Here is a 13,624-nt window from a genome sequence, read left to right as displayed (position 1 = left end):
CGCCTGCGGCACGGTCGGTACCCAGGCGCAGGCGGTGTGCCTGAGCGAGGCCGGTGCCAAGGCGTGGTCGGGTGCCTAGGCGCGGTCGGGTGCCAAGGCGAGGCCGGGTGCCAAGGCGAGGCCGGGTGCCAAGGCGAGGCCGGGTGCCAAGGCAAGGCCGGGTGCCAAGGCAAGGCCGGTGCCAAGGCACGGTCGGGTGCCTAGGCGTGGTCGGTGGGCGGGGTTGCGGGCAGGCCGGCGAGTTTCAGTAGGAGGCCCTTGACGTCGGTGGCGGCGAGGGCCTCGCTGCGGTGCTCCGGTTCCGAACACAGCAGTACGGGACCGTGGTCGGGGTCGCTCGGGAGGCGGCCGTGGCTGCCGCGGACGCCCGAGGGGTCCAGCGGGACGGTCTGCATGCGGTAGCGGAACCCCAGCTTCTTGCGGGCGAGTTGACCGGCCGCATGCAGCTTCACGTTCGGGGCGGTGTCGTCCCAGAGCAGTTCGGCGGGGTCGTAGCCGGGCTTGCGGTGGATCTCGACCTGGCGGGCGAAGTCGGGGGCACGGTCGTCGTCGAGCCAGTAGTAGTACGTGAACCAGGCATCTGCGTCCGCCACCGCGACCAGCTCTCCCGAGCGCTCGTGGTCCAGGCCCTGGGCCGCCTTGCCCATCTCCCCCAACACCTGGTCCACTCCGTCGAGTTCACCGAGGATCTTGGCGACCTCGCGGATGTCGGCGGGGTCCCGGACGTAGACGTGCGCCACCTGGTGGTCGGCGACGGCGAAAGCGCGGGAGGTCCAGGGGTCGAGGTACTCCATGCCGTCCTGGGTGTGCACCTCCAGCAGTCCGGCCCGGCGCAGGGCCCGGTTGATGTCCACGGGGCGGGAGACCGGGGTGATGCCGTACTCGCTCAGCGCCACCACCGTGGCACCGGCGGCCAGGAAGTGGTCGATCAACGGGCGTAGCGCGTCGTCGAGTTGGCGCGCGGCGCGGATCGACACCTCGGACTGCGGGCCGGAGCGCTGGGGTTCGTAGTCCATCTCCGGGATGTAGACCAGGGTCAGGTCGGGATCGTGTTCGTCGAAGATCTGGCGGGCGGCGCCCAGGATCCACTGGGTGGAGGGCATGCCGGCGTTCGGGCCCCAGTAGGTGAACAGGGGGAACGGGCCCAGACGGTCGGTGAGTTCGTCGTGCAGCGAGGGCGGCCAGGTGTAGCAGTCGGGTTCCTTGCGGCCGTCGGAGTAGTAGATCGGGCGCGGGGTCACCGTCCAGTCGACGTCGGCGCCCATGGCGTACCACCAGCAGATGTTGGCGACCTTGTAGCCGGGGAGCCGTTTTCGGGCCGCGTCCCAGATCTTCTCGCCGCCGACGAGGGCGTTGTGCTGCCGCCAGAGGAGTACTTCACCGAGGTCGCGGAAGTACCAGCCGTTGGCCACCGCGCCGTGTGTGGAGGGGAGTTCGCCGGTGAGGAAGGTCGACTGGGCGGTGCAGGTGACGGCCGGGAGCGTGGTGCCGAGGGTGGCCTGGAACCCGCGGTCACCGAGGGCGGCGACGGCGGGCATGTGGCGCAGGAGGGCGGGGGTGAGACCGACGATGTCGAGGACGACGAGTCGGTTGGCGTTCGGGGTTTCGGTCATGAGGAGTTCCTTGCGGCCGGTCATGAGTGGTCCTCTTTGAGGCCCAGGCCGGTCAACCGGTCGCGGGCCCAGGTGAGTTCGGCGGCTACGCCGGCGGCGAGGTCGGCGGGCGGGCGGGGCAGGACGGACCAGGTGTAGGTCTCGACCTCGATGTGGTCGCAGACGGCGCTCGGGCCGCCAAGAAGTCCGGTGAGGACGGTGGTGAGTTGGTCGGCGGTGGTCCGGAGTGGTGGTTCAGGCTCGGCATGCAGCGGGGCGTGGAAGTGTGTGCGCCAGGGGCTGTCGACGCCGACCGCCGGAAGCCCGTCGCCGTCCAGGGCGTCCGGCAGGTCGTCCACGCCGACCACCGTGCCGTCGTCGTTGACCGTTCGTGTCTGGTGCAGGAACCGTCGTTCGGCCAGTTCACGCAGGGCGGTGCGGGCGCGCGGGTCGGTCGGGTCGGGGGCCTCGACCGCGCAGGACGCCTGGAGCTTGACGACCGGCAGACCGGCGTCGGCGAGGCGCCCGAGGGCTTCGCCGGGTTCCTCGAACTGGACGGCGAGATGGCAGGCGTCCAGGCAGACGCCGAGGTAGTCGCGGTCCACGTCGGCGAACTCCCGTACCGCCTGGGTGGTGGTCTCCACGACGCACCCCGGTTCCGGTTCGAAGCCGACTCGGATACGGCGGCCGGTGTCCGACTCCAACTCTGCCAACCCTGAAGCCAGTTGGTCCAGTGCGCGGCGGGCGGTGTCCGCGCGCTCTGTCGGCCAGGGGGTGCGCCAGGCGAGCGGGAGGGTGGAGACGCTGCCGCGTCGGGCGTCGTCGGGGAGAAGGGCGGCGAGGACGCGGGCGCAGTCGAGGGTGTAGTCGAGGCGGGCCGGGTCGGCCCAGTCGGGGAGGTAGACGTCCTTCTTGACGACCTCCCGGTGGAACCCCTCGTACGGAAAGGCGTTGAGGGTGACGGTCTCCAGGCCGCGCGCCGCGAGTTCGCGCTTGAGTGTCGTCAACGCCTCCTCGTCAGCTGCGAGTTCGGTGACAGCGGTACGAGCCAGCCAGAGGCCGATGCCGAGCCTGCCGACGCCGAGCCGTTGCCGTACGGGTTCGGCGTGGGCGCCGAGCTGGGCGATGACCCCGGCGAGGTCCTCGGCCTGGTGGACGTTGCTGCAGTACGCGAGGTGGACGGGGGTGCCGTCGGGGTGGAGGAAGCGCACGGGCGGCTCACTCTCCCCCGCGCCGGATGGAGTTGCCCTCGAACGACGAGGTCTCGTCGGGCTTCGGCTCGCCGTCCGTGTCGTCGAGGTCGAGGCGTCCGCTCTGGCCGTAGAAGGCGACGGGGTTGCGCCACAGGACGCGGTCGACGTCGTCGTCCGTGAAGCCGTCGGCGAGCATCGCCTCGCCGGTCTTGCGGGTTTTCAGGGGGTCCGAACTGCCCCAGTCCGCAGCCGAGTTGATCAGGACGCGGTCGAGGCCGTGCTCCTGGAGGATGCGGACCATCCGGTCCTCGCTCATCTTCGTCTTCGGGTAGACGGAGAACCCGGCCCAGCAGCCACTGTCGAGGACCATGCCGACCGTCAGCTCGTTCAGGTGGTCCAGGACGACGAGTTCGGGGGCGATGCCCGACTCACGTACGACGTCCAGGGTGCGCCTGGTCCCGGCCGCCTTGTCCCGGTGCGGGGTGTGGACGAGGGCGGGCAGGCCGTGTTCGACGGCGAGTTGGAGCTGACGGGCGAGGACCTCGCCCTCCGCCTTGGTCATCGAGTCGTAGCCGATCTCGCCGACGGCGACGACCCGGTCCTTGGCGAGGTAGCGGGGCAGTTCGTCCAGGACGGGGAGGCAGCGCGGGTCGTTCGCCTCCTTCGGGTTGAGGGCGATCGTGCAGAAGTGCTGGATGCCGAACTGGGCTGCCCGGTAGGGCTCCCAGCCGAGCAGCGAGTCGAAGTAGTCGTAGAAGGTGTCGGGCGAGGTGCGGGGCTGGCCGAGCCAGAAGGCGGGCTCGACGACGGCCCGGACCCCGGCCGCGTACATCGCCTCGTAGTCGTCGGTGGTACGGGAGGACATGTGGATGTGGGGGTCGAAGATGCGCATGATCACACGGTTTCGTCGGTGATGGAGGTGCGGGCGGAAGTGGTGAAGGGGTGCACGAGGGGGGCGATGTCCTCGGGTACGGGGCGTCCGGCCGCCGTCCGTTCGCGGGCGAAGTCGCGCAGCATGCGGGCGAGTTCGACGTCGGCACGGTTGTCGAGTCCGGCGACGCGGGCGAGCGGGATCTCGCAGAAGACGCACTTCAGGACGGCTTGGCGGTACTCGTCCGCCGGGAGGTGGGCCGCCGCGTACGGGCCGAGGGCGGCCTCGATCAGCGTGTTGTCGTTGCCGCGCAGGGTCTGCCGTACGAGGTCCAGGAACCGGCCGGTCCCCTCCCGGTCGAGCTGTGGCAACGCCCTTAGGACGGCCCGCTGTTCGGCGGGGTCGCCGTAGCGGTGCAGCGCTGACACCTCGTCGGCGAGGGCCTGGTCGCGCAGGGGCAGCGCGGTGAGGAGCAGCACGCGGGCCGCTTCGTCGACGGTCCGGCCGTCGGGCAGCGGGGCGCGCCCGCAGTGGCGGCGGACGGCGGGGAAGCGGGTGCGGACGGTCGCGGGGTCGGCGGTGACCTCGGCCAGGGCGGTGTCGAGCCAGGCGCGGGCTTCGGGGGTGAGGGGCAGGGGGGATGCATCGGAAATCGGCATGGCGTGGTTCCAGAAAGGGAGTTGGAGAGCTGGAGACAAAGACAGGGGGCCGGAGAAGACCGGAAATTCGGTCGCGGAATTCTCGTGAACAGAGTGGTGGGGCGGCAGACTCAGGAGGCGAGCAGGCTGCGGGCCTCGGCCCGGCGCAGGAACTCCAGGGAAGCGCGGGCGATGTCGGGGGCGTCCAGGGCGCCGCCCTGGATCTCGACGGACACCAGGCCACGATGGCCGAGGTCGGTCAGCGCCGCCAGTACGGGCGGGAAGTCGATCTCACCGGCGCCGAACTCCAGATGCCGGTGGACCCCGCGGACCATGTCCTCGATCTGGACGTTCAGCAGGTGCGGCGCGGCCAGGTCGACGCAGTCGAGCAGCGTCGGCTCCTCCACGCAGTGGGCGTGTCCGATGTCCAGGGTGACGCCGAACAGCTCGTGTCCGCCGACCAGTTCGCGCAGTCTCAGACACTTCAGGACCGTGTCGACGAACATGTGCGGTTCGGGTTCGAAGGCCAGCGCGACCCCGTACGCCTCCGCAGTCTCCAGCGCCGCCGCGACACCTGCGGCCAGCCGCCGCCATGCCTCCGTCTCCGGGATGTCGTCCGGGACCGGTCCGCTGCACAACTGGACGCTGGGCGAGCCGAGTTCGGCGGCGATACGTATGGCACGCCGCAGCAGGTCGACGCGGCGATCGGGTTGGCCGGACATCAGCGTCGGCTGGTGCTTGCCCCAGGGGTCGAGGAAGTAGGGCGCCCCGGTCTCGACCGTGACGCTCAGCCCGAGCCGCGCCAACTGCTGCCGGACGCGGTCGACCTGGTGGTCCAGGTCGTCGGCGTACGGGTCGAGGTGGTTGTGGTCGAGGGTGAGGGCGACTCCGTCGTAGCCCAGGTCGGCGAGGACGCCGAGGACGTCGGAGAGGCGGTGGTGGGTGAACCCGTTGGCGCCGTAGCCGAATCTCAGACCCATGGCCTGCCCTTCGTCACATAGCTCATGACAGGGCTCACGTCGGGGACACCCGTCTCGCCAGGCGCTGCGCCAGCGGGTGCACGGCGCCCAGGAGTGCGGCGGCGACGGGCGCTCCGGCGCGCGCCGTGAGCGCCGCCTGCAGAGGGACCATGGCGAGGATGCCCGCCCCCACCGCACGCCGTACGGAACTCGCGCGTGGATCGCGTACGGCCCGCACCTGCGCCCAGCCGTACGTGCCCAGGTAGGCGAGAACTCCGGCCGAGGCTACGGCTGTTCGGGCGAGCTCCTCCCGGGGCAGGGGGCGCCGGGGCGGGAGAACGGCCGGGAGTACGGAAGGCAGCACCGTCGACAGCGCCGTGGCCGACGACACGGCGAGCGTCGTGGCGGGGAGCCGCGCCGGCGCGCCGGAGATCTCGTGGCGGCTGAGAGCGGTGATCGTGTAGGTGTGCACCCCGGTGAGGAGGGCGGGGACGGCGCCGCGAGCGAGCGCGCCGGCCGTGCCGCCCCCACGTGACACGTGCCACGGAGGGCTGCCGCCGCCGGCCACCGCGCCCGTCAGCACGTCGAGCGCACGCGCGCCCGCCATCGCCGCCGGACCGGCCGGAGTCGACTTCAACTTCAGGTCGTACGCCCATATCAGCGCCGTCAGCGGCAGGGCGACGGCGAGTCCGCGTCGGCCGCCCGAGACGGCGGCGAGACCGAGGCCGGCGCCGGTCAGGCCGGTGGCGACGGCCAGCGCGGTCCGGCGCGGTACCCGGCCGGAGGGCACCGGACGGGCGGGCCGCTCGACCGAGTCGACGGCGGCGTCGGCGTAGTCGTTGAGGGCCATGCCGGCCCAGTAGAGACAGACGGAGGAGGCCATCGCGCCGACCGTCCGGGGGCCGAGGGGACGGCCCGCCGCGGTCGCGCCCGCCAGGATGTCGCCGGGGACGCTCAGCGCGGCCGGAGCCCTGACAAGGCTCACCAGGTCGGAAAGTGGGGGCAGTTGAGAATTGATGTGGTACGGGGGTTGTCGGGAACCGGCGGGGGAAAACGCTTTCCGGTCACTCATGCACCAATCATTACTGAAGATGATTGAAAGCTAATACTCTTGACCCATGTTGCTTCTTGTGAGGAACCCGACAACTCGCCCTGGTTGACACGGCCTTCACCCGACTGCCCCACCGGCGTGGAGATGAGGAAACGATTCTCGCCATAAGTCGAGGTGAAGACGCGTTCGCTCTGGACATGACATGTCATGAACCCTTAAATCTGAGCGATCCCCGCCGTCTTCATCCCCAAGGAGACCGATGACCTCCCGTCTCGCCGCGGCCGGTACAGCCGCCACCACCGCCGTCCTGCTGGCCGCCGCGCTCTCCCCCACCGCCGACGCGGCCGACAGGCCGACCAGGGACACCGCGATCAGGAACGGGGTCACGGCACTCGTGGACCAGGCCGCTCACCTGGGCCTGACCTCCGTACAGGGCACCACAGTTCGGGACGTCGTCATCGACAAGGACGGCAGCCAGCACGTCCGCTACGACCGCACGTACCGTCAACTCCCTGTTCTGGGCGGCGACTTCGTGGTCCACCTGACACCGAGCGGCACCTACCGGAGCGCGAGCCGCGCCACGACCCGCCCGATGTCCCTGTCCACGATCAGCCCGTCGGTGTCCGCCCCGAAGGCCGCCGACCTGGCGACCTCGGCGCTGCGCGCGGCGAACCGGGGCGAGGCACTGAAGAAGGCAACCTCCAAGCCGCAGCTGGTGGTTGACGCCCTGCACGGCGCCCCCAGGCTCGCCTGGCGGACGAACGCGGTGGCCCTGGACCCGGCCGGCAACCCGGTCGCCCGGACCGTGCTGACCGACGCGCGCACGGGCGCCCAGATCGACGCCTGGGACAGCATCGAGACGGCGACGGGGGACGGCCGGTCCCTGTACGGCGGCACGGTTCCGCTGGAGACGACGGTCTCCGGATCGACGTACCAGCTGAAGGACCCGACGCGCGGCAACACGTACACGGGCGACGCCGCCAACGGCACCGACCTGTGCATCTTCGGCATCTGCATCGTCCGCGCCCCTGCGACGCTCTTCACGGACGCGGACAACCACTGGGGCACGGGTGCGACAACGGACCGGGCCTCGGCGGCGGTTGACGCGCAGTACGGCACCGACGAGACGTGGGACTACTACAAGGACACGTTCGGGCGCAGCGGCATCAAGGGCAACGGGGTCGGCTCGTACAACCGCGTGCACTACGGCAACAGCTACAACAACGCTTTCTGGGACAACAGTTGCTTCTGCATGACGTACGGCGACGGTGACGGTACGACGTTCGGTCCGCTGGTCTCGCTGGACGTTGCCGGGCACGAGATGACGCACGGCGTGACGTCGTCGACGGCCAACCTGACGTACTCGGGCGAGCCGGGCGGCCTGAACGAGGCGACGTCGGACATCTTCGGCACGCTGGTGGAGTTCAACGCGGCCAACTCCACCGACCTCGGCGACTACTTGATCGGCGAGAAGATCGTCAAGTCGGGCTTCGGCCGGTCGGCACTTCGCTACATGGACCAGCCGTCGAAGGACAACAACTCGGCCAACTGCTGGAGTTCGGGCGTCGGGAACCTGGACGTGCACTACTCCTCGGGCGTGGCGAACCACTTCGCGTACCTCCTCTCGGAGGGCAGCGGCGCCAAGACACTGAACGGTGTCAGCTACAACTCCCCTACGTGCAACGGCTCGACGGTCGCGGGCATCGGCCGGGACAAGCTGGGCGCGATCTGGTACAAGGCGCTGACCACGTACATGACGTCGTCGACGAACTACGCGGGTGCGCGCACGGCCACGCTGAACGCGGCGCGTGATCTGTACGGGACGAGCAGCACGGAGTACGCGGCGGTGGGCGCCGCCTGGAGTGCGGTGTCGGTGGGCTGATCCGGAGATCGGAGACGTGTGACTGGTGGTCACCCCGGGAAGTTCGCCGGGGTGACCACCGGGTCGCGTGCTGACTCGGGCAAGCGGAATACGTAAGGTTGACCTCGGGCCTTAAGTTGAACCCTGCACCAACGCGTCCGCTGCGACCGAGGAGACGATGCCGGCATGTCCGAATCCGAACAGAGGATCGATACCTCGGTACCGCACTCCGCCCGCATCTGGAACTACTGGCTGGGCGGCAAGGACAACTACCCCGTCGACGAGGCGGCCGGCGACGCGTACACCGCCGTCTTCCCCGGCATCGTCACGATCGCGCGCAGCAGCCGCGCGTTCCTGGGCCGTACGATCCGCCATCTGGCCGGGGAGGCGGGCATCCGCCAGTTCCTGGACGTCGGCACGGGCCTGCCGACGGTGGACAACACGCACGAGGTGGCCCAGTCGGTCGCTCCCGACGCGCGCATCGTGTACGTGGACCACGACCCGCTGGTCCTGACCCACGCCCGAGCGCTCCTCACGTCGACTCCCGAGGGCGCGACGGACTACGTGGACGCCGAGCTGTACGACACGGACCGCATCCTGGAGGCGGCGGCCAGGACGCTCGACCTCTCCCGCCCGACAGCACTGATCCTGAGCGGCATCCTGGGCCACGTGGCGGACCACGAGGTGGCCCGCGGCATCGTCCGCGACCTGATGGCGGGCCTCCCGTCGGGCAGCTACCTCTCCCTGAACGAGGGCTCCCGGGGCACGGACCCCGCCTACGAGCAGGCCCAGGACGCGTACAACGAGACGGGCGCGGTGCCGTATTTCCTGCGGCCGGTGGACCAGATCGAGGCGTACTTCGAGGGGCTTGAACTGGTCGAGCCGGGGGTGGTCTCGGTGCCGTTGTGGCGGCCGGAGCCGAACGCGTCCGGGGTGGCGGCGCCGGCTATTGGGCAGCATGGGGGGCTGGGGCGGAAGCCCTGACCAGATCGATCGCTCTCCAGGACCGAGCTGGGGTTCGGTAGTGGTGGTGGTGCGATCGCGGTGTCCGGCGATGGCCAGGACACCGGAGCGGGGTCGCGCCGCGGTGTGTTCGGCGGGGTCGGTGGGCAGGTGCCCACCGACCCCGCCGAACTTCGCCGCGTGATTGGTTCTCAGGTCTTCCTGTTCCGCGCCCCCGCTCGGTGCCGACCCGGCGAGAACTACGTGCGGACCCTGCCCCACGGCTTGAAGACCGAGAGCACCATCGCGAAACTCAGGAACACCATCGCGGTGGCGGCGAGGAACGCGACGAACCAGATGTCCCGCAACGGCTGTTCGCCCGAGGCGAGTTCGGTGATCGGGCCCAGGAACGCCAGCAGCATCACACAGGCGATGACGTTGAGGGCCAGTTTCACCGCGACCCACCGGTAGCGAACGAGTCCCCACTTCGTCGCCAGCCCCAGCAGGACACCGGTGACAAGGCAGACCACCCCCGCCACGAGAGCCGACAACAGTAGGGGAACGACGAAGAAGTCCGCCAGTGCCCGGTATACGGCGGTGCGGTCGTCGCCCGCGCGTACCCAGCCGATCGCCACCAGAACGGTGGAGATGACATCTATGCCGATCCAGGCTCCCGCCGACACGACATGCGTGACCAGGACGCTCTTGCGCAGCCGAGCCGAGATGCGCCAGCGGACCAGGTTCCCCCGTGCCGGTGGGGTGGTTCGGGGCGTGGTGAGGGTACTCATGGTTGTCCCTAAGAATGTGAGGCGGTCCGGGAGGACCGGGTGTGGCTGATGGTTGTTTGCCGTTGATGGCTCACGAGGAATGGCCGCCCGGTCCTCCGGGACGCTCCGACCACTGATTGAGAACTGCGGTCATCGCTGGTTAGGGACCTGTCGGCGGGGTGTTCTTCGGGCCATGAAGTGCTGGTCACGAGGGATACGGAGCGATGGGGTTGAGCACGCGGCAGGCGCGGATATGGGTCGGCATCGACGCCGGCAAGGGGCATCACTGGGCGGTTGCGGTCGACGCCGACGGCGAGACGCTGTTCTCGACGAAGGTGATCAACGACGAAGCCCAGATCCTGACTCTCATCGGGACGGCCCGGGAACGGGCCGACGAGGTGCGATGGGCGGTGGACATCTCGGGACGCGCCTCCACCTTGCTGCTGGCCCTGCTGATCGCACACGGCCAGCAGGTCGTCTACGTGCCCGGCCGCACGGTCAACCGGATGACCGGCGCCTACCGGGGCGAGGGCAAAACCGATGCCAAAGACGCCCGAGTCATCGCTGACCAGGCACGGATGCGGCGGGACTTCGCCCCGCTGGACACACCGCCGGAGCTCGTTTCGACCCTCCAGCTGCTGACCCGCTACCGGGCCGACCTGATCGGAGATCGGGTGCGGCTGATCAACCGGCTCCGCGATCTGCTGGTGGGCATCTGCCCGGCCTTGGAGAGAGCCTTCGACTACTCCGCGGCCAAGGGCCCGGTCGTCATGCTGACCGAGTACCAGACCCCCGCCGCCCTGCGCCGGATCGGCGTCAAGCGCCTGACAACCTGGCTGGAACGACGCAAGGTCCGTGGTGCCGCTGAAGTCGCCGCGAAGGCCGTCGAGGCCGCCCACTCGCAGATGACCGCTCTGCCCGGTGAGAAACGGGCCGCCAAGCTGGTCTGTGACCTCTCCCACCAGCTCCTTGCCCTGGACGAGCGGATCAAGGACAACGACCGGGAGATCCGCGAAGCCTTCCGCACCGACGAACGCGCCGAGATCATCGAATCCATGCCGGGCATGGGCCCGATCCTGGGCGCCGAGTTCGTCGCCATCGTCGGCGATCTGTCCGGCTACCGCGACGCCGGCCGTCTCGCCTCGCACGCCGGCCTGGCACCGGTCGCCCGGGACTCCGGCCGCCGCACCGGTAACTACCACCGGCCCAAGCGATACAACCGGCGTCTGCGGCACATCTTCTACATGGCCGCGCAGACCGCGATGATGCGGCCCGGACCGTCCCGCGACTACTACCTCAGGAAGAGGTCCGAAGGACTGCTGCACACCCAAGCCCTGCTCGCGCTCGCCCGGCGACGGGTCGACGTGCTGTGGGCCATGCTGCGTGACAAGAGGCTGTTCACCTCCGCCCCGCCCGTCACACAGGCGGCTTGACACGATCATTGAGATTCCTTGTCTGCGGAGGGCGTGTGTGCACCGGCACCTTCAACGCCGTTCGTGGCGGCACTGCGGAGGAGACGGATCCGGGCTTCCCTCAGGCGTTGAGTACTTCCAGCGCGGCGGCGTGCACACCCGGCGCGGCGGCGAGGTAGCTCTGGCCGGCCAGTTCCCACGGTTTGCCCTCCATGTCGGTGACGACGCCGCCGGCCTCCTGGACAAGGAGCACGCCTGCCGCATGGGACCGGACGTTGTCGAACTGCCAGTGCAGGTCCATCCGGCCTGCGGCGACCTGGGCGAGATGTTGGGTCACCGGTACGGAGATCCGCACATAAAGGGCGGCGTTCGTCATCGCGGCGAAGGCGGAGCCCATCCGCTTCGCGAGCTCGGGGTCATGCCCCGGCTTGGCCTGGCCGGTCCCGGCCAGTGCGCCGTCCAACGACGTCTTGACCGAGACCCGCAGCCGTACGCCGTTGAGGAACGCCCCGCCACCCTCGGTCGCGGTGAACATCTCGTCCAGGGCCGGGAAGTAGACCACCGCCAGCACCGGGCGGCCGTCACGGACGAGGCTCACGCCGATGTTCCAGTCGGGCATGCCGTGCACGGCGTTGACGTTGCCACCGACCGGGTCGATGAGCCACCACTCACCCATGGCCAGCGGTCCCGATCCGTGCTCGTCGTTGAGCCAGCCCGCGCCCGGCAGGGCCTCGGTCAACGCCGGGCGCAACGTGTCGACAACGGCCGCGTCATTGGCCTGGAGGTTCACGAGCAGTTCGGAGAGCCCGGGCTGACGGGACTCGGTGGAATAGCGCGTCATCATCCGGGCGCCGGCGAGGCGGACGGCGGCGACGGTGGCGGTAAGCAGTTCCTGACTCATGGGATACCCCTGGAGTTGAGTGAAGTGAATCTATGTCTTGTTAAGCTTTACTCTTATGCAATTGGACTTGAATCTGCTGACCGTGCTGAACGCCCTGCTCGAAGAGGGCAGCGTGATGGGCGCGGCCGAGCGGCTGCACCTGTCCTCGCCCGCGGTCAGCCGCACCCTCGGCCGGCTTCGTACCGTCACCGGGGACGACATCCTGGTGCGCACCGGCCACTCGATGACTCCCACCCCGTACGCGATGTCGGTACGGGAGGACGTGCACCGGCTGGTCAGGCAAGCGCACGAAGTGCTCTCGCCGACCCGCGAGCTGGACCTGGCCGAGCTGGATCGCACCTTCGCGATCCGGTGTCACGACGCGGCAGCCGCGTCACTGGTACCGGTACTGGTCGAGAGGATCCAGCAGCGGGCTTCCGGGGTGCAGCTGCGGGTGCTGGCGGAGAACTCCGTCGACACCGACGACCTGCGACACGGCCGCGTCGATCTGGAACTCGGCGGCGGGAGGCCCCGTCTGCCCGAGTTCCGGTCCGAGCCGCTCGGCGACGATCGGCTCGTCGTGGCGATGCGCGCGGGCCACCCTTGCGCCGCCGGACTCGACCTGGCGTCCTACGCGGCGCAGCCACATGTGGTGATCTCCCGGCGTGGCCGCCTCACCGCGCCGATCGACGAGATGCTGGCCGCCGAAGGCCTGCGGCGCCGGGTGGTCGCGGCGGTGGCGACGGTGTCCACCGCCCTGCAGATCGCCGCCCGGGGCGACGCGCTGGTCACCTGCACGGAGATCCTCGGCCGCCCGCTCATCGAGGCGTTCGGGCTCCTCGCCCTGCCGCTGCCGTTCGAGTCCCCGGCGGCGACGATCAACTGCAACTGGCACCAGCGCTACGATTCCGACCCCGCCCACGCCTGGCTCCGCGAGCAGGTCCGGGCGTCGTTCGAGGAGATCCACGTCGCAGCGCCTGTCGGGTGAGGGCGATTCCGGTTGGCCCTGAGGCCACGAGGACGGTGAGGTTCATGCCGAGAACGCTAGGGAGTTCTCGACTTAACATCAAGTGCAAGTAACTGACTCGATAAATTACTCAAACGCAATCGCCTGCGCGGCCACGGGTACCGTCCGGCACCGCGTCGCCGTTCCGACGTCGGGCCGCCTCGCTTCGGCCGCGTCGGCGCCTGTCGTGTACCGGTGCCCGAGAAGGGCGGCGAAAGAGTCGCGCACCTGAGCGCGGAGCCACGCGTGGGCCCTGTCATTGCCGTAACGCTGCTGCCAGGCCAGGGTCACCGGCACGGGTGCGAGGTCAAACGGCGGCGCGGCGGTGCGGAGTCCGCGGCGCCGGGCATCGGCCGGCGGATCTGACGCAAGCTGAGGTTTTCAGGGCGACGTCGATCGGTTCCTCATCGCCACGCGATCCGTTGCGGCGCGCCGAGAACGGCTGATGCGTT

12 protein-coding genes are annotated in these 13,624 nt (G+C 69.7%); 4 read left to right on the top strand and 8 right to left on the bottom strand.

Annotated elements, in window-relative coordinates; genetic code table 11:
• Positions 1-200: 200 nt before the first annotated feature.
• The 6 genes from ACW4TU_RS31680 to ACW4TU_RS31655 form a co-directional block, all read right to left on the bottom strand.
• Positions 201-1,637 (bottom strand): alkaline phosphatase family protein, encoded by a 1,437-nt coding sequence (locus ACW4TU_RS31680; protein WP_457418698.1) that lies wholly within the window; start codon positions 1,635-1,637, stop codon positions 201-203.
• Complete coding sequence (eboE, locus tag ACW4TU_RS31675) at positions 1,634-2,803, bottom strand: metabolite traffic protein EboE (protein WP_457418696.1); 1,170 nt, start codon at positions 2,801-2,803, stop codon at positions 1,634-1,636. Before eboE ends, ACW4TU_RS31680 begins: the two co-directional genes overlap by 4 nt.
• 7 nt (positions 2,804-2,810) lie before the next feature.
• Positions 2,811-3,677: a TatD family hydrolase gene (locus ACW4TU_RS31670; RefSeq protein ID WP_457418694.1), complete on the bottom strand. Its 867-nt coding sequence runs from the start codon at positions 3,675-3,677 to the stop codon at positions 2,811-2,813.
• A gap of 2 nt (positions 3,678-3,679) precedes the next feature.
• Positions 3,680-4,315 carry an EboA domain-containing protein gene (locus ACW4TU_RS31665; RefSeq protein WP_457418692.1) on the bottom strand — a complete coding sequence of 212 codons (636 nt, stop codon included), beginning with the start codon at positions 4,313-4,315 and terminating at the stop codon, positions 3,680-3,682.
• 110 nt (positions 4,316-4,425) lie between these two features.
• A complete protein-coding gene (locus ACW4TU_RS31660) occupies positions 4,426-5,274 on the bottom strand; it encodes a sugar phosphate isomerase/epimerase family protein (protein WP_457418690.1) in 849 nt (282 codons plus the stop codon).
• A gap of 34 nt (positions 5,275-5,308) precedes the next feature.
• Entirely contained in the window at positions 5,309-6,238 is a 930-nt protein-coding gene (locus ACW4TU_RS31655) for an SCO3242 family prenyltransferase (protein ID WP_457418688.1), read from the bottom strand.
• A gap of 325 nt (positions 6,239-6,563) precedes the next feature.
• Here ACW4TU_RS31655 and ACW4TU_RS31650 point away from each other — a divergent pair, with 325 nt between their 5' ends.
• Both ACW4TU_RS31650 and ACW4TU_RS31645 read left to right on the top strand, forming a co-directional pair.
• Positions 6,564-8,186 carry a M4 family metallopeptidase gene (locus ACW4TU_RS31650; RefSeq protein ID WP_457418686.1) on the top strand — a complete coding sequence of 541 codons (1,623 nt, stop codon included), beginning with the start codon at positions 6,564-6,566 and terminating at the stop codon, positions 8,184-8,186.
• Between the two features lie 165 nt (positions 8,187-8,351).
• A complete protein-coding gene (locus ACW4TU_RS31645) occupies positions 8,352-9,149 on the top strand; it encodes an SAM-dependent methyltransferase (RefSeq protein WP_457418684.1) in 798 nt (265 codons plus the stop codon).
• 218 nt (positions 9,150-9,367) lie between these two features.
• Here the strand turns inward: ACW4TU_RS31645 and ACW4TU_RS31640 are convergent, their stop codons facing one another.
• Positions 9,368-9,895, bottom strand: a complete 528-nt coding sequence (locus ACW4TU_RS31640) for a hypothetical protein (RefSeq protein WP_457418682.1) — start codon at positions 9,893-9,895, stop codon at positions 9,368-9,370.
• A gap of 209 nt (positions 9,896-10,104) precedes the next feature.
• Between ACW4TU_RS31640 and ACW4TU_RS31635 the strand changes: the two genes are divergently transcribed.
• Positions 10,105-11,307, top strand: a complete 1,203-nt coding sequence (locus ACW4TU_RS31635; protein ID WP_457418680.1) for an IS110 family RNA-guided transposase — start codon at positions 10,105-10,107, stop codon at positions 11,305-11,307.
• 100 nt (positions 11,308-11,407) lie between these two features.
• On the opposite strand, the gene ACW4TU_RS31630 is transcribed toward ACW4TU_RS31635, so the two are convergent.
• The gene (locus ACW4TU_RS31630) at positions 11,408-12,187 is read right to left on the bottom strand and encodes an inositol monophosphatase family protein (protein WP_457418678.1); all 780 of its coding nucleotides are present in this window, start codon (positions 12,185-12,187) and stop codon (positions 11,408-11,410) included.
• Between the two features lie 55 nt (positions 12,188-12,242).
• On the opposite strand from ACW4TU_RS31630, the gene ACW4TU_RS31625 reads away from it, so the two are divergent.
• Complete coding sequence (locus ACW4TU_RS31625) at positions 12,243-13,154, top strand: LysR family transcriptional regulator (RefSeq protein WP_457418676.1); 912 nt, start codon at positions 12,243-12,245, stop codon at positions 13,152-13,154.
• Positions 13,155-13,624 lie beyond the last annotated feature (470 nt).

The sequence above is a fragment of the Streptomyces kryoterrae genome (genome assembly GCF_054072135.1).
This window is presented reverse-complemented; position numbering and strand designations above follow the sequence as displayed.

What these genes read in the sequence shown, in the direction of transcription:
- ACW4TU_RS31680 (WP_457418698.1), bottom strand. Translation starts at nt 1,637, where the DNA reads ATGACCGGCCGCAAGGAACTCCTCATGACCGAAACCCCGAACGCCAAC.
- ACW4TU_RS31670 (WP_457418694.1), bottom strand. Translation starts at nt 3,677, where the DNA reads ATGCGCATCTTCGACCCCCACATCCACATGTCCTCCCGTACCACCGAC.
- ACW4TU_RS31665 (WP_457418692.1), bottom strand. Translation starts at nt 4,315, where the DNA reads ATGCCGATTTCCGATGCATCCCCCCTGCCCCTCACCCCCGAAGCCCGC.
- ACW4TU_RS31660 (WP_457418690.1), bottom strand. Translation starts at nt 5,274, where the DNA reads ATGGGTCTGAGATTCGGCTACGGCGCCAACGGGTTCACCCACCACCGC.
- ACW4TU_RS31650 (WP_457418686.1), top strand. Translation starts at nt 6,564, where the DNA reads ATGACCTCCCGTCTCGCCGCGGCCGGTACAGCCGCCACCACCGCCGTC.
- ACW4TU_RS31645 (WP_457418684.1), top strand. Translation starts at nt 8,352, where the DNA reads ATGTCCGAATCCGAACAGAGGATCGATACCTCGGTACCGCACTCCGCC.
- ACW4TU_RS31640 (WP_457418682.1), bottom strand. Translation starts at nt 9,895, where the DNA reads ATGAGTACCCTCACCACGCCCCGAACCACCCCACCGGCACGGGGGAAC.
- ACW4TU_RS31630 (WP_457418678.1), bottom strand. Translation starts at nt 12,187, where the DNA reads ATGAGTCAGGAACTGCTTACCGCCACCGTCGCCGCCGTCCGCCTCGCC.
- ACW4TU_RS31625 (WP_457418676.1), top strand. Translation starts at nt 12,243, where the DNA reads ATGCAATTGGACTTGAATCTGCTGACCGTGCTGAACGCCCTGCTCGAA.